19 protein-coding genes are annotated in these 16,531 nt (G+C 74.5%); 10 read left to right on the top strand and 9 right to left on the bottom strand.

The features are described from left to right. Window positions 1–34: 34 nt before the first annotated feature. The 4 genes from B5P21_RS05510 to B5P21_RS05495 are packed head-to-tail and all read right to left on the bottom strand — an operon-like array spanning window position 35 to window position 2,799. Window positions 35–466, bottom strand: coding sequence for a molybdenum cofactor biosynthesis protein MoaE (locus tag B5P21_RS05510; protein WP_045528870.1), 432 nt, complete (start codon window positions 464–466; stop codon window positions 35–37). Next, window positions 463–1,017, bottom strand: a complete 555-nt coding sequence (locus B5P21_RS05505; RefSeq protein ID WP_045528871.1) for a molybdenum cofactor synthesis domain-containing protein — start codon at window positions 1,015–1,017, stop codon at window positions 463–465. Before B5P21_RS05505 ends, B5P21_RS05510 begins: the two co-directional genes overlap by 4 nt. Continuing rightward, window positions 1,014–1,511 carry a cyclic pyranopterin monophosphate synthase MoaC gene (moaC, locus tag B5P21_RS05500; protein WP_094170882.1) on the bottom strand — a complete coding sequence of 166 codons (498 nt, stop codon included), beginning with the start codon at window positions 1,509–1,511 and terminating at the stop codon, window positions 1,014–1,016. The genes B5P21_RS05505 and moaC overlap by 4 nt, the downstream gene beginning before the upstream one ends. Next, window positions 1,504–2,799, bottom strand: a complete 1,296-nt coding sequence (locus B5P21_RS05495; protein WP_045528873.1) for a molybdopterin molybdotransferase MoeA — start codon at window positions 2,797–2,799, stop codon at window positions 1,504–1,506. The genes moaC and B5P21_RS05495 overlap by 8 nt, the downstream gene beginning before the upstream one ends. Before the next feature lie 133 nt (window positions 2,800–2,932). Between B5P21_RS05495 and B5P21_RS05490 the strand changes: the two genes are divergently transcribed. From B5P21_RS05490 to B5P21_RS05470, 5 genes are all read left to right on the top strand, one after another. After that, entirely contained in the window at window positions 2,933–3,157 is a 225-nt protein-coding gene (locus B5P21_RS05490) for a hypothetical protein (RefSeq protein ID WP_045528874.1), read from the top strand. A gap of 94 nt (window positions 3,158–3,251) precedes the next feature. Further along, window positions 3,252–4,025, top strand: a complete 774-nt coding sequence (locus B5P21_RS05485; protein ID WP_094170881.1) for an isocitrate lyase/PEP mutase family protein — start codon at window positions 3,252–3,254, stop codon at window positions 4,023–4,025. A gap of 97 nt (window positions 4,026–4,122) precedes the next feature. Beyond that, on the top strand, window positions 4,123–5,052 hold the full coding sequence (locus tag B5P21_RS05480) for an MTAP family purine nucleoside phosphorylase (RefSeq protein ID WP_045528879.1): 930 nt from the start codon (window positions 4,123–4,125) through the stop codon (window positions 5,050–5,052). Continuing rightward, window positions 5,049–6,131 carry an NAD-dependent epimerase/dehydratase family protein gene (locus B5P21_RS05475; RefSeq protein WP_094170880.1) on the top strand — a complete coding sequence of 361 codons (1,083 nt, stop codon included), beginning with the start codon at window positions 5,049–5,051 and terminating at the stop codon, window positions 6,129–6,131. Before B5P21_RS05480 ends, B5P21_RS05475 begins: the two co-directional genes overlap by 4 nt. Window positions 6,132–6,234: 103 nt before the next feature. Further along, window positions 6,235–6,684, top strand: a complete 450-nt coding sequence (locus B5P21_RS05470) for a hypothetical protein (RefSeq protein ID WP_094170879.1) — start codon at window positions 6,235–6,237, stop codon at window positions 6,682–6,684. A gap of 58 nt (window positions 6,685–6,742) precedes the next feature. Here the strand turns inward: B5P21_RS05470 and B5P21_RS05465 are convergent, their stop codons facing one another. The 4 genes from B5P21_RS05465 to B5P21_RS05450 form a co-directional block, all read right to left on the bottom strand. Next, window positions 6,743–7,531 carry a glucose 1-dehydrogenase gene (locus tag B5P21_RS05465; protein ID WP_094170878.1) on the bottom strand — a complete coding sequence of 263 codons (789 nt, stop codon included), beginning with the start codon at window positions 7,529–7,531 and terminating at the stop codon, window positions 6,743–6,745. Window positions 7,532–7,608: 77 nt separating this feature from the next. Further along, on the bottom strand, window positions 7,609–8,631 hold the full coding sequence (locus tag B5P21_RS05460) for a CPBP family glutamic-type intramembrane protease (protein ID WP_094171400.1): 1,023 nt from the start codon (window positions 8,629–8,631) through the stop codon (window positions 7,609–7,611). Window positions 8,632–8,731: 100 nt separating this feature from the next. Further along, window positions 8,732–9,196 carry a Dabb family protein gene (locus B5P21_RS05455; RefSeq protein ID WP_045528887.1) on the bottom strand — a complete coding sequence of 155 codons (465 nt, stop codon included), beginning with the start codon at window positions 9,194–9,196 and terminating at the stop codon, window positions 8,732–8,734. Window positions 9,197–9,251: 55 nt separating this feature from the next. After that, on the bottom strand, window positions 9,252–9,455 hold the full coding sequence (locus tag B5P21_RS05450; RefSeq protein ID WP_094170877.1) for a hypothetical protein: 204 nt from the start codon (window positions 9,453–9,455) through the stop codon (window positions 9,252–9,254). A gap of 128 nt (window positions 9,456–9,583) precedes the next feature. Between B5P21_RS05450 and B5P21_RS05445 the strand changes: the two genes are divergently transcribed. The 5 genes from B5P21_RS05445 to B5P21_RS05425 all read left to right on the top strand — a co-directional run bounded on the left by B5P21_RS05445 (window position 9,584) and on the right by B5P21_RS05425 (window position 15,303). Next, the gene (locus B5P21_RS05445; RefSeq protein WP_045528890.1) at window positions 9,584–10,672 is read left to right on the top strand and encodes a hypothetical protein; all 1,089 of its coding nucleotides are present in this window, start codon (window positions 9,584–9,586) and stop codon (window positions 10,670–10,672) included. Window positions 10,673–11,056: 384 nt separating this feature from the next. After that, on the top strand, window positions 11,057–11,743 hold the full coding sequence (locus tag B5P21_RS17190) for a hypothetical protein (protein WP_246865251.1): 687 nt from the start codon (window positions 11,057–11,059) through the stop codon (window positions 11,741–11,743). Between the two features lie 474 nt (window positions 11,744–12,217). Next, complete coding sequence (locus B5P21_RS05435; protein ID WP_045530432.1) at window positions 12,218–13,066, top strand: permease; 849 nt, start codon at window positions 12,218–12,220, stop codon at window positions 13,064–13,066. Next, the gene (locus B5P21_RS05430; RefSeq protein ID WP_246865250.1) at window positions 13,053–13,904 is read left to right on the top strand and encodes a TIGR03943 family putative permease subunit; all 852 of its coding nucleotides are present in this window, start codon (window positions 13,053–13,055) and stop codon (window positions 13,902–13,904) included. Before B5P21_RS05435 ends, B5P21_RS05430 begins: the two co-directional genes overlap by 14 nt. A 7-nt stretch (window positions 13,905–13,911) precedes the next feature. Then, entirely contained in the window at window positions 13,912–15,303 is a 1,392-nt protein-coding gene (locus tag B5P21_RS05425; protein ID WP_045528897.1) for a hypothetical protein, read from the top strand. 102 nt (window positions 15,304–15,405) lie between these two features. Here the strand turns inward: B5P21_RS05425 and B5P21_RS05420 are convergent, their stop codons facing one another. Next, window positions 15,406–16,314, bottom strand: a complete 909-nt coding sequence (locus tag B5P21_RS05420; RefSeq protein ID WP_045528898.1) for an Rv1352/Rv1906c domain-containing protein — start codon at window positions 16,312–16,314, stop codon at window positions 15,406–15,408. Window positions 16,315–16,531: the final 217 nt, after the last annotated feature.

Raw genomic sequence — 16,531 nt, 5'->3', positions numbered from 1 at the left:
AGGGCGGAGAATCTGAAGCGCTCAAACCGGCAAGCTACCCGAGCGACGCCACCCACTCGCTCGTGCCGTCGTCGAAGGCCTGCTGCTTCCAGATGGGGACGCGCTGCTTGACCTCGTCCACCAGCAGGCCGCACGCGGCGAACGCGTCGGCGCGGTGCGCGGAGGAGACCGCGCAGGTGAGCGCGACATCGCCGATGCCGAGCCGGCCGATGCGGTGCTCGACGGCGATCCGCACCTCGGGGTAGCGCGCGGAGACGTCGAGCGCGACCTGCCGGATCGCCTGGCGGGCGGCCGGATGCGCGGAGTAGTCGAGCCAGAGGACGCCGCGGCCGTCGTCGTGGTCGCGCACGACGCCCTCGAAGGTGACGACCGCGCCCGCGTCGTCGGCGCGCACGGCGTCGGCGCAGTCCTCGACGCGGATGGAGCCGCCCGCGATGCGCGCGAAGAGCACGCGGTCGGCGGTCACGCGCGGGCCCCGGCATCGGCCGCAGCGTCCGGGCGGGCCGTGTCGGCCGCCGGGTCGGTCGCGGGGTGCATGGCGCCGCGGGCCTGCTCGAGCACGTGGTCGAGGATCCCGTCGAGGAGGCCGAGCCCGTCGCGCACGCCGCCCGGCGAGCCCGGCAGGTTCATGACGAACGCGCCGCCCGCGAGCCCGGCGTGCCCGCGCGTGAGCACCGCGGTGGGCGTGTGCGCGACGCCGACGCGGCGGGCCTCCTCGATGATCCCGGGGATCTCGAGGTCGAGCAGCGGCGCCGTCGCCTCGGGCGTGCGGTCGGTGGGGGTGATGCCCGTGCCGCCCGTGGTGAGGATCACGCGCGCGCCGCCCGCGACGGCCTCGGCGAGCGCGGCCGCGACCCCGGGACCGTCGGCGCGCACGACCGGCGCGCCCACCTCGAACCCGCGCTCGGCGAGCCAGGCCCGGATGACGGGACCCGTGCGGTCCTCGTACTGCCCCGCGGCGGCGCGCGTGGAGGCGACGATCACGACCGCCCGGCCGCGCGGATCTTCGGCGGTCATGCCCGCTCCCAGTCGCCGGACTTGCCGCCCTGCTTCTCGCGCACGAGCACGTCGGTGATCACGGCCCGCGCGTCCACCGCCTTGACCATGTCGTAGAGCGTGAGCGCGGCGACCGAGGCCGCGGTGAGCGCCTCCATCTCGACGCCCGTGACGCCCGTCGTGCTCACGGACGCGACCACGGTGAGCCGGTCGTCGGCGCCCGCGATGTCGATCTCGATGCGGCCGATCGGCAGCGGGTGGCACAGCGGGATGAGGTCGGACGTCCGCTTCGCCGCCATGATCCCCGCGATGCGCGCCGTGCCGACGGCCTCGCCCTTGGGGAGGTCGCCCGAGATGACGGACGCGACCACGTCGGGCCGGGTCACGAGCACGGCCTGCGCGACGACGCGGCGCTTCGTCGTGGCCTTGTCGGTGACGTCGACCATGTGCGCGGATCCGTCCTGCCGCAGGTGGGTGAGGGACGGCGCGGCGGCGCTCGTGGCGGGATCAGTCATCGATGCTCCAGACGGTGACGGGGTCGCCGGCCTCGAGCCGGTCGAGACCTGCGGGGATGTGGACGAGGTGGGTGGCTGTCGCGTACGCGTGCAGGAGGTGGGATCCGGGTCCGCCGACCGCGACGACGCGCCCGTCGGCGTCGAGGCGCCCGCGCCGCACCTGGTGCTTGCCGGCGGGCGAGTCGAGCGCGGCGGCGAGCGGCAGCTCGTGCGACGGGCGGCCGGGACGCGAGTGCCCGGCGAGGGCGCGGAGCACCGGACGCAGGAAGAGCTCGAACGAGACGAGCGCGCTCACGGGGTTGCCGGGGAAGGCGACCACGGGGATCCGCGCGCCGCCGACCTCCGCCGTGCCGAGCCCCTGCGGCCCGCCCGGCTGCACCGCGACCGAGACGAACTCCAGGCCGCCGCCCTCCAGGACATCGCGCACGACCTCGTAGGCGCCGGCGCTGACGCCGCCCGTCGTGAGGAGGAGGTCGATCCAGGCAGCCGCGTCGCGCAGGGCGTCGCGCACGCGGTCGGCGTCGTCGGAGGCGACACGCAGCGGCCGGACGTCGGCTCCGGCGGCCGTGAGAGCCGCGGCGAGCGCGACCGAGTTGGCGTCGTGGATCTGGCCGAGCGCGAGCTGCTCGCCGGGCCCGCGCAGCTCGAGGCCGGTGGAGAGGAGGAGGACGACCGGTCGGCGGCGCACGGCGATGCTCGCGACGCCGGCCGACGCGAGGACGCCCCAGTGGGCCGGCAGGAGGCGCGTGCCCGCGGCGACGAGCACGGCGCCCGCGGCGAGGTCGCTGCCCTGCGCGCGGACGAAGGCGCCCGGATCCACGGGGACGGCGAAGGAGACGGTCGCGTCGGTCGCGGTCTCGTCGACGAAGCGGTCGGGGATCGCGGCCTCGATGGGGACGATCGCGTCGGCGCCGGGCGGGACGGGCGCGCCGGTCATGCAGGGGGCCGCGGTCCCGGGCGCGAGGGGCTCCGGGGCGACGCCCGCGGGGATGCGCGGCGCGATGCGGAGGGCGGCGGGGCGCGCGTCGCTCGCAGTTGCGAGGTCGGCCGCGCGCACCGCGTAGCCGTCCATCTGCGAGTTGCGGAACGGCGGCAGGTCGAGGGGGTTCGTGACGTCGTGAGCGAGGACGCGGTCGGCGTACCGGTGCGGATCCGCCGTCAGCGCCTCGGCGGAGACGGGCAGCTCCTCCGCGGGCAGCTCGGCGAGCGGGGCGAGGAGCGCGGACACGGCCGCGCGGTGCTCGTCGACCGTGCGTCGTCGGCGGCCAGCGGGGCGGTCGGGGGTCATCACCCCATCATCCCCGACGCGGCCGCGTCCTCTCCGGTGGCCGCCCGATCCCGACGCCCGGCCGACGGCCCTCGCCGTCGCGCATCGGACACAGGGCCTTGCCGTCGCGGTCCGGGCGCGGGACCCTGTGCCCATGGATCCGCACGAGCGCCGCGCCGCCGTCCGCCGCCGCGTGGCCGCCGTGGTCGGTGCCGTCCTGCTGGCCGCCGCGGTCGTGCTCGGCGTCGCCGGGGTCGTCGTCTACACCGGCGGATCCGACCTCGGCCTGCTGCTGCTCGTCGCGGCGCTCGCGCTCCTCACGGCGGGCGCGGGCCTGGTCGTCTCGGCCATGCGATCCGCCGCGGACCGCCCGCGCTGATCCGCCGCTCCTCCCCATGGCGCAGGCCGGGATCCGTGTCCGCCTCCCGAAGCCGCGCCTGCCGCGCGGCGCCCGGCCGTCCTAGGGTCGGAGGATGACCATCGCCGCCCGCGGGCAGACCCTCGTCGACCTCCACACCGCACCCGAGCTCCTGAGGGTGGTGAACGTGTGGGACGCCATCACGGCCGCCGCCATCGGCTCGCTCCCCGAGACGAAGGCGCTCGCCACCGCGAGCCACTCCATCTCCGCCACCTTCGGCTACGAGGACGGCGAGAGGATCCCGCTCGACCCCCACCTCGACATGATCGGCCGCATCGTCGCCGCCGTCGAGCAGCCCGTCTCCGCCGACCTCGAGTCCGGCTACGGGGACGCGGGCGAGACCGTGCGCCGCGCCATCGGCGTGGGCGTCGTCGGCGCGAACCTGGAGGACGGCATGCGCCCCCTCGACGAGTCGATCCGCGCGGTCGAGGCGGCCGTCGCCGCCGCGCAGGCCGAGGGCGTGCCGTTCGCGCTCAACGCCCGCACCGACGCCTACGTGCGGGGCGGCGACCGCGACCGGTCCGACGTCCTCGCCGACGCCGTCGAGCGCACGCGCGCCTACATGGCCGCCGGCGCCACGAGCGTCTTCGTGCCCGGCCCGCTCACGGAGGACGAGGTGCGCACCCTCGTCGACGCCGTCGGCCCGCAGCGCCTCACCGTCATCGGCGTCCCCGGATCCCTCTCCCCCGCGCGCTTCGAGGAGCTCGGCGTCGGCCGCATCTCCTACGGCCCGTGGACCCAGCGCGTCGCGCTGACCGCGCTGCAGGACACGGCCAAGGACCTCTACGCGGGCGGCGCGCTGCCCGAGGGGACGCGTCCGCTCAACTGATCGGGTCCCGTCGACGCCGACCGGGGCGCGGCGGGCGCGGTCGAGCCCGCGTCCACCGCGCCCTGGTTGACTGGGCACCCACCCGAAGGAGCACGACGTGACCGACACCCCCGCCGCGGCGACCGCCGCATCCGCCCTGCGCGCCGACATCGGCGTCATCGGCGGATCCGGCCTGTACACCCTGCTCGACCCCGCGACGAGCACGTCGCACCGCATCGAGACGCCGTTCGGCCCCACGTCCAGCGAGGTGACGGTCGGCGAGCTGGCCGGGCGCCGCGTCGCGTTCCTCACCCGGCACGGCGCGGACCACTCGGTCGCCCCGCACCTCATCGACTACCGGGCGAACATCTGGGCGCTGGCGTCGCTCGGCGTCGCCGCCGTCGTGTCGTCGTCCGCGGTGGGCGGCGTCTCGCCGGACTACCCGCCGGGGTCGCTCGTGCTCACCGACCAGCTCCTCGACCGCACCTGGGGCCGCCCCGACACCTTCTTCGACGCCGGCGTCGTGCAGCACCTCTCGGCGGCGGATCCCTTCGACCCCGACCTGCACGCGCTCGCGGCCACCGCGCTGGTCGAGCTCGAGGGCGGCGACCGGGCCGATCCCGCCGGGCCGCTGCGCACCTCGGGCACCGTCGTCGTGATCCAGGGCCCGCGCTTCTCCACCCGCGCCGAGTCGCTGTGGTTCCGCCAGGCGGGCGCGCACATCGTCAACATGACGCAGTACCCGGAGGTGGTGCTCGCGTCCGAGCTGAACATCGGCACGGTCAACCTGTCGTTCGTCACCGACGCCGACGCGGGCCTGGCGCCGCTCCCCGGCGAGCAGGGCGACGCCGTCACCGCCGACCTGGTGTTCACGCGCCTGAAGGAGGCGCAGCCGCGCATCGTGCGGGCGATCGAGGCGGTCGTCCGGGCCGTCCCCGACGACTACCGCGGGCGCCCGCTCATCGACCCGGACGCGGTCGCGTCCGTGGTCGCGCGGCCCGTCACCGGCACGACCATCACGACCGGCACGACGGGCGCGCGCTCGTGAGCGCCGGGATCCTCCTCGTCACGGGAGGCGCCGGGTTCATCGGCGGCGCGATCGTGCAGGCCGCGCTCGAGGAGGGCCGCCGCGTGCGCGTGCTCGACTCGCTGCGCGCCGACGTGCACGGCGGCGACCCGGAGATCGACCCGCGCGTGGAGCTCGTGCGCGGCGACGTCACGGATCCCGACGCCGTCGCCGGCGCGCTCTTCGGCGTGGACGTCGTCTGCCACCAGGCCGCGAAGGTCGGCCTGGGCGTCGACTTCCTCGACGCCCCCGACTACGTGCTGACCAACGACGGCGGCACCGCGATCCTGCTCGCCGCGATGACCCGCGCGGGCATCGACCGGCTCGTGCTCGCGAGCTCGATGGTCGTCTACGGCGAGGGCGCCTACCAGGGCGCCGACGGCCCGGTGCGCCCGCCCGCGCGCCGCGTCGCCGACCTCGACGCCGGGATGTTCGACCCGGTGGATCCCATGACGGGCGAGCCGCTCGTCCCCACGCTCATCGGCGAGGACGTGCCGCTGGATCCGCGCAACGTCTACGCGACCACCAAGCTCGCGCAGGAGAACCTCGCGAGCTCGTGGACCCGCGCCACCGGCGGCCGCGCTGCCGCCCTCCGCTACCACAACGTCTACGGGCCCGGCATGCCGCAGAACACGCCGTACGCGGGCGTCGCGTCGCTCTTCCGCTCCGCCCTCGCGCGCGGCGAGGCGCCGCGCGTCTTCGAGGACGGCCGGCAGCGCCGCGACTTCGTGCACGTGCGCGACGTCGCCGGCGCGAACCTCGCCGCGCTCGCCTGGACCGGCGACCGCGAGGCCGGGTCCTTCCGCGCCTTCAACGTCGGCAGCGGCACGGTGCACACCATCGGCGAGATGGCGGAGGCGCTCGCGCGGGAGGCCGGCGGATCCGTGCCCGTCACGACCGGCGAGTACCGGCTCGGCGACGTGCGGCACATCACGGCGTCATCCGAGCGGCTGCGCACCGAGCTCGGCTGGGAGCCGCGGATGACCTTCGAGGAGGGCATGCGCGAGTTCGCGACGGCGCCGCTGCGCAGCGCGGTGGTCGGAGGCGCGGGCGCCCGGTAGCCGCGGAGGCTCCCCCGCGCGTCGTCCCCGGGTGCCGCTCGGGCGGGGATCCCGGCACCTCCGGCCGACGAGATCCGCGCGACCCTCTCGCCACACTGGGAGCATGACCTCCGCATCACCCCGCAGCGTGAGCCGCCGCTCCGGCATCGCCCTCGTCGTCGGCGTCGCATCGCTCGCCCTCGCCGGCTGCTCGGGCATCGCCGACGACATCGCCGACATCTACGCGATCACCTCCGAGGTGACCACGACCGGCCCGGCCGACGGCGGCCTGACCGACGTCTCGTACGCGGAGGCATCGCACCGCGGACGCCCGTCGATCGTCAAGGAGGTCGGCCAGGCGGCCCTCGCGCCCGGCGACGACTCGGCGAGCTCGATCTGGTCGGTCGAGTCCGTCGTCACGGCCGAGGACTGGGCGTTCGTGCAGGCCACCCCGGTCGACGGGGAGGCGCTGACCTGCCGGATCCTCGTCGACGGCGTGAAGGAGATCGCGACCTCGACCGCGGCACCGGGTCAGCCCGTGACGTGCCAGGTCCCGACGGCGCCGTTCGGCTGACCGAGCCGCGCACAGGGACCGCGCCGGCCGCCCTCGCGGCCGACGCGGCCAGCACCGGTCAGTACTTCGCGGACTGCCCGCCGTCGATCGGCAGCACGGCGGCGTTGACGTACGCCGCGTCGTCCGAGAGCAGGAACGCGACGACCGACGCGATCTCCTCGGCCTCGCCGTAGCGCTTCGTCGGGTTGCCCTGGATGAACTGCTCGGCGAAGCCCCGCGGGTCGTCCGCGTCGCTCTGCTTCATGGACGCCTCGACCATGGGCGTCCAGATGGCACCGGGCGCGATCGCGTTGATGCGGATGCCGAACTCGCCGTACTCGACGGCCGAGTTGCGCGTGAGGCCGACGACGCCGTGCTTCGCGGCCGCGTAGCCGGACTGGTTGCCGACGCCGCGGATCCCGCCGACGCTCGCCGTGTTGACGACCATGCCGGAGCCCTGCTGGCGCACGACGGCGAGGACCTTCTCGAGGCCGAGGAACACGCCGCGGAGGTTGATGGCGACGACCCTGTCGAACTCGGCGGCCGTGAAGTCCTCGGTGAGGTTCTGGCGGCCCTCGATGCCCGCGTTGTTGAAGAACCCGTCGATGCGGCCGAAGCGCTCGACGGTCTGGCGCACGTAGGAGTCGACGTCGGACTCCTTCGACACGTCGGCGAGGACGGTGAGGATCTCGGCGTCGGGTGTCGCGGCCGTGACGGCGGCGACGGTGTCGACCAGGCCGCCCTCGGAGATGTCGACGAGCGCGACGCGCGCGCCCTCGGCGGCGAGGCGGACGGCGGCGGCGCGGCCGAGGCCGGATCCTCCGCCCGTGATGAGGACGACCTTGTCGGTGAAGCGGGTGGTGGTCATGGGGTCTCCTGACGAGTGGGGCGGTGGCCCGCGTCTCGTGGGCGGAGCCACTGGTCCATGCGATCGCATGGACATACCTACCGTAGGTCGGGATCCTGGACGCGGGCTCCGCGTGTCGGCCGCTGCTCGGGCCGCCACCGCTCCATCCGCCTCCGCACCGCGACGAAGACGAGTCCGGCCAGGACGATGTGCACGAGCACCAGCGCGATCGCGTCGGGCTCGACGAACGCCACGTCCCAGCCCGACGGAGCCCAGCCCATGGGGTCCAGCAGCATGCGGGTCACCGCCAGCTGCGTCCAGTGGAACGCCATCGCGATGAGGAGCGCACCCTCCATCGGGATCCGCCGCGCGGCGATGAGCGCGAGGCCGAACAGGCCGAGCTGGAGCACGTACACGACCGCGTCGTTCCCGGCGGGAATCGGCGTGAAGGCGCCGGTGTCGGATCCCGTGATCGTCAGGAGGATCCAGCGGCCGGACTCGATGACCACGCCGGTCGCCGGGAAGAGGGCGGTGGTCACGACCGTCGCGATGACGAGCCCGGTGCCGTCGCGGAGGTTCGTCCACATGCACCCGCGGAGGGCGAGCTCCTCGGGGATCGCCTCGTAGAGCGCGAGGACGACGCCGTTGAGGAGGAGGAAGCCGGCGAACGCGGCGAGGTCGATGCCGTCCACGCGGATCCAGCCGAGGAGGCCGGCCGGGACCCAGACGACCGCACCTGTCACCGCTCCGACGCCGACGCCCAGCGCGATCGGCCGTCCGATCCGCCGCGACAGGCCGAGGCTCGCGAGGCTCCTGCGGTCGAGGCGCCGCCGGAGGAGCACGACGGCGGGCACGACGATCGCGGACATCAGTACGGCCTGCAGCACGACCTCGAGGATCAGGCCGGCCCCGGTCGCGCGCGTCGCCGCCTCCCCGACGCCGATGGACAGCCCGAGCGCGACGCCGAGCACGACCCAGGCGAGGAGCGCGACCGCGACGGCGCGGAGCCACGGCTGGGGGCGGCGCGTCTGCGCGTCGAGGCGCGGATCGGCGGACTCGGCGGACTCGGCGCGCGCGGTGGAGGGCGCGGGTGCGGCGGCAGGGCGGGCGGATGCGGGCACGGGACTCGTCTCGTCGGCGTCGGGCGGTCGATCCAGGCTGGCCGTCGGGCCGGTGCCGCGCGACCCCGACGACGGCGCGGCCCGCATATGGGGCGCGGGATCAGGCCGCTGGCGCCCCCGCTGATCCATCCGCCGACGTCGACGGTTCGGTGAAGTCGAACACCAGCACCCCGCGCGGATCCGGTGCGAGCAGCGGCCTCACGAACTCCTTGAAGGACGCATGCTGCGCGTCGATGCGCGCCGGATCCGCGATGAGCGGCTCCCCGAGGTAGAGGTTGCGGTCGCCCTCCGAGGAGAAGGTCAGCACGAAGCCGAGCTCGAATCCGCGGCCGACGCCCTCGGGGCTCGACTGCCGACCGGCGTGCAGCGAGCGGATGTACGGCCCCGAGCCGTCCGGGTGCGGGGAGCCGGCGAGCGCCCGGAACCGCCGCTCCACCTCGTCGCGGTCGGCGGGCGCCGCGTCGTCGCGGAGCCGGAACAGCACGACGTGGTGCACGAGCCCGGGGACGTGGTCGCGGGCGGTGAGCTGGGCGTCGGTGAGGGCGGGGCGGTCGTCGATGGTCATGTCCGGATCCTGGCCCGGTCCGGACCCGATGGGGCGGTCAGGACGTACGTCGCGATCAGGACCTGACGAGGAGCGGGACGCCGAGCGCGAGGCCGGCGATGCCGAGCGCGAGGCCGGCGACGCCGATCGCGAGCTGCAGCCACGTGCGGCGGGCGGACCGGCGGCCGGCACGGCGCGCGACGACCACCGCGGCCAGCGCGTCGAGGGAGACGAGGGCACCGGCGACGGTCACGATCCAGGCGATGACGGTGGTGGCCACCGGCCCAGGGTACGGGGCGCCCCGCCGTGACCCGGACGGGGCCTCGCCATGACGGATCCGTCGCCGTAGCCTGGCGACACGCGACCACCGCCCCGGCCGCGACTGCCGGCCCTCGACGAGGAGGCCTCATGACCGACCCACTCGACGGCCCCGCCCCCGACGCCGCGCTCGCCCGGCGCCTCCGCGACGATCGCGAGGCCGCGCGCCGCCTCGAGGAGCTGCGCCGCACCGCGTACGGCCGCGATGGATCCACCGCGCCGCTCGTCGAGGTGCCCGCCGACCTCCGCGCGCGCACCGGCTACGACGAGGCCGAGCTGTCGGCGCCCCTCGTGGCCCTGCTCGCGGAGGAGGCGCGGCTCGTCGAGGAGGGCCAGGCGCTGCTGGCGGCCGAGCGGCCCGCGCGCGCGGCGACGGAGGCGGCCACCGCCCCCGAGGCCGCCCTCGCCCCCGAGGCCGCCGCCGGGACGCCCCGCGCGCCCGACCCGACCACCCGCCGCCGTCTCCTCCGCCCGGCAGCGCTGGCGGGGGCGCCGGCCGGGATCCTCCTGGTCATCGGCCTCGGCGTCGCCTCCACGGCCGGCGCCTTCGACGACCCGACCGCCGCGTCCTCGACGACCGCTCCCGGTGCCACCTCGACCCCGCGCGGCCAGGCGATGGGCACCCCCGACGGCCGCCGGGTCTCGCCCATCCCGGCCTTCACCGCCACCGCGCCGCCGCACACCCCCGCATCCGAGGAGGAGATGGCCGAGGCCTACCGTCGTGAGGCCGACAGCAGCTGGGAGCTCTTCTCGTCCTTGGTCGACGGCGGCGCGGTCCGGCCGGACGTGACCCTCGAGCGCGTCGTCTCCGAAGAGGACTTCCCGGATCAGCAGGTGGAGTGCCTGAGGTCGGAGGGCATCGAGGCGTCCGTCATCGGCGGGGGCGGGATCACGTACGACGACGGCGACCCCATCGCCATCTGGTCGTGCCAGGCCCGCTTCCCCATGGAGCAGCCGGAGCCGCTCGACGACGCGGAGCTCGCGTACCCACACGACTACATCGTCTCGTTCCTGCTCCCCTGCTACGCCGTCGAGGGCGAGCCCTACACGGGTCCCGTGCCCTCGCGCGAGGACTTCATCGCCGAGGCGCGGGCGAGCTACCCCTGGTCCCCGATCCCCGACCGCATGACCGGCGCGCTGTCGTCGCGGTGCCCGTCCCAGCCGCCGGGGATGGGATGACGCACGAGGGCGCGGAGCCCCCCTCGGCCGACGCGGCCCTCCGCCGTCGGCTGCGGGACGACGCCGCGTCCACCCGGCGTCTCGCGGAGCTGCGGCGATCGGCGTTCGGCCGCGACGGATCCGACGACGCCGCGCTGGAGGAGCTGCTCGCGGAGGAGGCGCGCCTGGCCGAGGAGGGCCGACGGCTGCTCGCGGCCGACGCCGCCTCCCCCGGGACGCACGCCGCCGATCGTCCACCGGACCCGCGGGGCGACCGGATGAGCGACGACGCCATGAGGGCGCCGACGGAGCCGACCGCCGACGCCCGCGACCCGCTCGTGGCGCGCCGCCGCCGGCTCCTCCGCCCCGGCCCGCGCGCCGCCGTGCTCGCGGGCGCGCGCCGCCGTGCTCGCGGGCGCGCTGGTCGTCGCCAGTCTCGGCACCGCATCCGCGTCCGGGCTCCTCACCGACGACGACAGCTGGCGCTCCCAGGAGCCCACGTCGACGCCCGGCCCGCCGAGCACGCCGGATCCCCGCATCGGCGTGCCCGTGCCCGCGTTCACGGCAGAGCCGCCGGCCGCGATGCACGCGGACCTCACCGACGTCGAGACCGTCGCGGCCCTCCGGGAGAGCGCGGACGGCGAGTGGCAGCGGGTCGTCCAGGAGCGGCCGGACGCGGTGCGCCCCGACGTGCCGGTCGAGCGGATCCTCGCGGGAGAGGAGTGGGTGCGGCAGCAGGCGGCGTGCCTCGGCGACTCGGGCGTGCGCGTGCAGGTGATCGGGACGGGCGACGACGTGCGGCTCGGCACCGACTCCGCGGATCCGGTCGTGCGCTACGTCTGCCAGGTCCGCTTCCCGGTCGCGCCGCAGGGTCCGCTGACGGACGCCGCGCTCGGCTGGCTGCACGACTACTACGTCGACTTCCTCCTCCCCTGCTACGCCTCCGAGGGCGAGCCGTACGACGGAGAGTTCCCGGACCGCGATGCGTTCATCGCGAGCATCCGCGCAGGCGGTGCGTCGCTGCCGATGGCCCCCGAGACCGTCGCGTCGCTGGAGTCCCGCTGCCCATCGGCGCCCGCCGCCCTCCGCTGACCCGCCGCCCCGCCTGCTGAGGACGCTTCTCAGCGCGGTTAGGGTGGAGGCCGTGCGCGCCCCCCTCGGACCCCGGCCCCGCGCCACCGGTCCGCGATGACGGATCGCCACAGCCCCTTCGGCCCCGACGACGACGGCGCATCGCCCTTCGACCGGCCCGCGCGCCTGCCGCGTCCTCGCCGGGAGCGGACCCGGACCCGGCGCGCGGAGCGCGACGCGGCCGGATCCGCGCCCGCGACCGCCCCCGGCACGACGACCGCGACCCTCACCGCATCGCCGCCGACGGCCGCACCCGCGCACGACCACCCGCACGACCACGGCGCCCCGCGCCCCTCCCCCGCGGGCCTCCGCACCGGCCTCGCGACGGGCCTCGCCCTCGTCCTCCTGCTCCTCGCCCTCCGCGCCGTCTCCCCCGCGCTGGGCGACAGCGTCCTGCCCGACCGGCTCCAGGACCTCGTCACCCTGAGCGTCAGCGTGATCGTCGAATCGCTGCCGTTCGTGATCCTCGGCATCGTCCTGTCGATCGTCGTGCAGGTGTGGGTGCCGCCCGGCGTCATCGAGCGCCGCCTCCCCCGCAACCCGTTCGCGCGCCGCGCCTGCATCTCGTTCCTCGGCATGGCGCTGCCCGTGTGCGAGTGCGGCAACGTGCCGCTCGCCCGCGGCCTCGTGGTGCGCGGCTTCACGGTGCCGGAGTCGATCACGTTCCTCTTGGCGGCGCCGATCCTCAACCCGATCACCATCATCACGACGCACGCGGCCTTCGGCTGGGACGGCTGGATCCTCGTGGCCCGCCTCGTCGGCGGCTTCCTCATCGCGAACGTCGTCGGCTGGCTGTTCAGCCTCCACCCCGAGCCCGACCGCCTCCTCACCGACGAGTTCCGCGCCGAGTGCGCGCTCCCGGATCCGCACGCCCACGGCGGCGCCCGCGTCCGCAAGTCGATCTCGCTGTTCGGCCGCGAGGCGACCACGATCATGCCGGCGCTCGTCATCGGATCCCTGCTGGCCGGCCTCATCCAGGTCGCGGTGCCCCGCGAGGTGCTCGTCACGCTCGGCGGCAGCCCGATCCTCTCCGTACTCGCGCTCATGCTCCTGGCGTTCGTCGTCTCCGTCTGCTCCAACGTCGACGCGTTCTTCGTGCTCTCGTTCGGATCCGTGTTCCTCCCCGGCGGCATCGTCGCCTTCCTCGTGTTCGGGCCGGTCATCGACGTGAAGATGCTCGCGCTCATGCGCACCACCTACTCGACCCGCACTCTCGTGATGATCACCTCGGTCGTCGCGCTGATCAGCCTCGCGCTGGGATGGGGTGTCAATGCCATCGCCTGACGACCGGATGCCGACCGACCGCCGCCGCGCCCGCCGCCGCGCCGCGGGCGGCCGCGCCTCCTCCACGGTGGGCCTCGTGCTCCTCGCGGCCTGCATCGTCTCGACGCTGTGGCTCACGATCACGGGCCAGCTCGGCCTCTACATCCACCCGCGCTACTTCGTCTTCACGGGCGTGATGGCGGTCATCGGCCTCGTCGCGACGGTCGCGGGCTTCGCGCTCCGCCCCGCCGAGGCCGCGGAGGAGCACGACCACGACCACGGATCCGCCGCCCTCGACGACACCGCCGCCGCGCCCGCACGTGCCTCCGCCCGCGCCCGCGCCTCCCGCGTGGCCGTCGCCGCCGTCGTGACGATCACGGTCGTCGCCGTCCTCGTGATCCCGCCGCGCACGCTCACCCAGAGCACCGTCACGCAGCGCGCCCTCAACTCGAGCACGGTCGCCTCCGACACCGCGCCCGACCAGGAGCTCCTCGGCACGAGCGACTTCTCGACGCTGGGCGTGAAGGACTGGTCGCAGCTGCTCGCCCAGACCACGGATCCGACCTTCTTCACCTCCAAGTCCGTCGACATCACGGGCTTCGTGAGCGCCGACCCCGACGATCCCGACGACGTCTTCTACGTGACCCGCTTCGTCGTCACGTGCTGCGCGGTCGACGCCCAGCCCGTCGGCGTCCCCGTCTACCAGCCCGGCTGGAAGTCGACGCTCCAGACCGACGAGTGGGTGCGCGTCACCGGCCCGTTCGCGTCGAACCCGAGCGCCAAGAGCCGGCAGCCGCTCGCGGTCATGCCGCAGGGCGTCGAGCAGGTCGACCAGCCCGCCGACCCGTACGTCTATTGAGCCGCCCGTGACCGACGCCCCAGCCTCCCCGCGCGCCTTCCGCCGGGCGTTCACCGCCGTGATCCTCGTGCTCGTCCTCGCCTGCGGCGGCCTGCTCGCGGTCGCCGGCAGCCAGGGGCCGCGGCTCGTGCGCACCGACGTGGATCCGCTCGCCGTCGTGCAGCAGTCCCGGCAGCGGCTCGTGCTCGCCGCGAACCGGCCGATCCAACCGGTCGACGCGTCGCGGATCCGGATGGAGCCGGGCGCCGACTTCACCGTCGACACGCAGGCCGACCGCATCATCATCGACTTCACCCGGCCGCTCGCCTACGACGCCGACTACACGGTGTCCGTCGACGGCGTCCAGGGCGTCGGCGGCGGCCCCGCGTCGGACCTCCGCACGGCGTTCCGCACGGGCGACCCGGGCATGTACGTGCTCGTCCGCGGCGGCGAGCAGCAGGCCGACCGCATCCTGCGGCAGAGCGTCGCCGGCAGCGGCGACGGCGCGAGCGACGTGGTCTTCCAGGCGACGAAGATCCAGGAGTACGCGGTCGTCGGGAACTCGCTCGTGGTCGCGACCCTCCAGGACGACGGCACGAACGGCCTCGTGATCGCGGCGCTCGACGGATCCGGCCAGGTCGACCTGCCACTCCCCGGCCGCGGCACGCTCCAGGACCTCCATGCCGAGGACACCGGGACCACGATCGGCTTCCGCTTCACGAGCGCGGACGGCGGCCCGTACGACGACACCCTCATGGTCGACGACGTCGGCGCCGGAGCGGCGCCGACGCCCGTGCTCGGGCTCGACGGCCAGGCGATCAGCGCCCAGGCGTGGGGCTTCGTGCCCGGCCGCCCGCAGCTCGTGGCGCACGGGCAGGACGGCGACATGTACCTGGTGACGGTCGACGGATCCGCGCCCATCGTGCCGCTCGGCCGCCACGGGACGCTCGGCCCGTTCTCCGCGGACGGCACCCGGCTCGCGGTCACGGATCCGGGCTCGACGACCGAGATCGACCTCCGGACCGCGCAGCAGACGCAGCTGCCCACCGAGACGGGCGGGGCCGACCTGCAGTACGACGGCGCGATCTCGTTCGTCCCGGGCGACGACGCCGCGGTCCTCCGCGTGCGCACGTCCCTCGACGCGGCCACCGGCACCGCCAAGCAGCGGCTCGTGGTCGTGCGCGACGGGACGGCGAGCGATGTGTACGTGCCCGCGGATCCCGCGACCCGCATCACGGGCCTGAAGGTGACGCCCAACGGCCGCTTCGCGCTGCTCGAGACGGTGCCGGATCCGGCCCGCGGCGCGAGCGACGACTACCCGCGGAACCCGCGCGACTCGACCGTCACCACGCTGTTCGTCGAACTGGCCACCGGCACGGTGACCCGCAGCGTCGCGGGCTTCGCGGTCACGATCGGCTGACGCCCGGGGTACCGCCACGTGGGCGGAGAGCCCGCCGGCTGTTCGAGCATTCTTACGTCTGGCTCCTGCGTGCAATCCGGTTGATTCGGACTTGGCACGCCATCACTGCTTACGCCACGTGCCGCACCTGGTGGAGCTGAAGGAGTAATCACCCGATCGGATGATCACCTCTGCGCGCAGACCGTCGTTGATGAAGTTGTTGTCGATGATCTCGCCAGCCGCATCCGTCCGCTCCCAGTAGCAGCCGTCGAGTTCCCCCTCCGTGACATAAGTGCCCGGCTGGATGACTTCGCCGATGCGCTTCACACCTTCGCCGAACGCGCGCCCCTCCGCGATGGCAGCGTCCTCCGCGATGGAGTTGTCCACGCGCGCTCGCACGTCAGCCGCCTTGGGATGCTCCGGGCAGACGGTGAGAGCACCGGCGAGCTCCTTAGCCTGACTCGTGCTGTAGCTCTCCATGCCGGCGTAGCTGCCGAATCCCAGCTCGGCACAGATGCTCTGCAAGGTGCCGTTGCCTTCGAGGCTGCTGATCGCGCCGGACGCCAGCGCAGCCCTCTGCGTCTCGGTGTAGAACGTGCCGCTCTTGGTGCCGGACTCGCAACGGCTGAGTGGCAGCGTCGACGCCCACACGGAACGGAAGTCGGGAAATTGATGGGTCTGATGAGCGGTGTCCATGCAGGACATGGACCATGTGTATGGCTTTCCCACGGTCGTCATGCCGTTCTTCACGCGGGAGACCGCGGAATTGATGGCACTCGTGTCAGTGACCGAGACGCTCTCCAAATCCTTGGTCGCATCGGCCAGATCAGCGACGATGTCCTCCGGCGCGTAGCTGAGGTCCGTGAGCAGGAACTCACGGACGTCACCGAGGGTCTCTTCGCGAGACGCGAGTGCATCCGACCGGGCGTCGTTGGCCAGACGGTCAGCACGCACCTGCGCCTCTCGGGCTGTCGCCTGCTCCCTCTGTTGTGTCTCGATGCCGCCGATAGTGACGGGGACGACGACCACCACGAGGAGAAGCAAGAAGACGAGGCCGCCGACGATCCACCGCCCTCGAACTGAGCTAACGAAAGCCAGACCAGGGCCGACGAGTTCGCGGACGCTGCGAAACGGAGCAGCCGATGGACGACGATGCCCACGGTCTCGCGGCCCGGCTGACGGCATCGAATCGGCGTAGGCATCCGGCTCGACGCTCTGATCCCCCTGGCCCTGAGCGCTTCGCCGTTCC

It is taken from the genome of Clavibacter michiganensis subsp. insidiosus, assembly GCF_002240565.1.
Classification (GTDB): domain Bacteria; phylum Actinomycetota; class Actinomycetes; order Actinomycetales; family Microbacteriaceae; genus Clavibacter; species Clavibacter insidiosus.
The sequence above is the reverse complement of the archived record's forward strand: the minus strand, read 5'-3'. Positions and strand labels throughout refer to the sequence as shown.

Coding starts and splice junctions, on each gene's coding strand:
- B5P21_RS05490 (WP_045528874.1), top strand. CDS start 2,933: ATGGATCCGCACGAGCGCCGCGCCGCCGTCCGCCGCCGCGTGGCCGCC.
- B5P21_RS05495 (WP_045528873.1), bottom strand. CDS start 2,799: ATGACCCCCGACCGCCCCGCTGGCCGCCGACGACGCACGGTCGACGAG.
- B5P21_RS05470 (WP_094170879.1), top strand. CDS start 6,235: ATGACCTCCGCATCACCCCGCAGCGTGAGCCGCCGCTCCGGCATCGCC.
- B5P21_RS05430 (WP_246865250.1), top strand. CDS start 13,053: ATGCCATCGCCTGACGACCGGATGCCGACCGACCGCCGCCGCGCCCGC.
- B5P21_RS05505 (WP_045528871.1), bottom strand. CDS start 1,017: ATGACCGCCGAAGATCCGCGCGGCCGGGCGGTCGTGATCGTCGCCTCC.
- B5P21_RS05485 (WP_094170881.1), top strand. CDS start 3,252: ATGACCATCGCCGCCCGCGGGCAGACCCTCGTCGACCTCCACACCGCA.
- moaC (WP_094170882.1), bottom strand. CDS start 1,511: ATGACTGATCCCGCCACGAGCGCCGCCGCGCCGTCCCTCACCCACCTG.
- B5P21_RS05445 (WP_045528890.1), top strand. CDS start 9,584: ATGACCGACCCACTCGACGGCCCCGCCCCCGACGCCGCGCTCGCCCGG.
- B5P21_RS05465 (WP_094170878.1), bottom strand. CDS start 7,531: ATGACCACCACCCGCTTCACCGACAAGGTCGTCCTCATCACGGGCGGA.
- B5P21_RS05455 (WP_045528887.1), bottom strand. CDS start 9,196: ATGACCATCGACGACCGCCCCGCCCTCACCGACGCCCAGCTCACCGCC.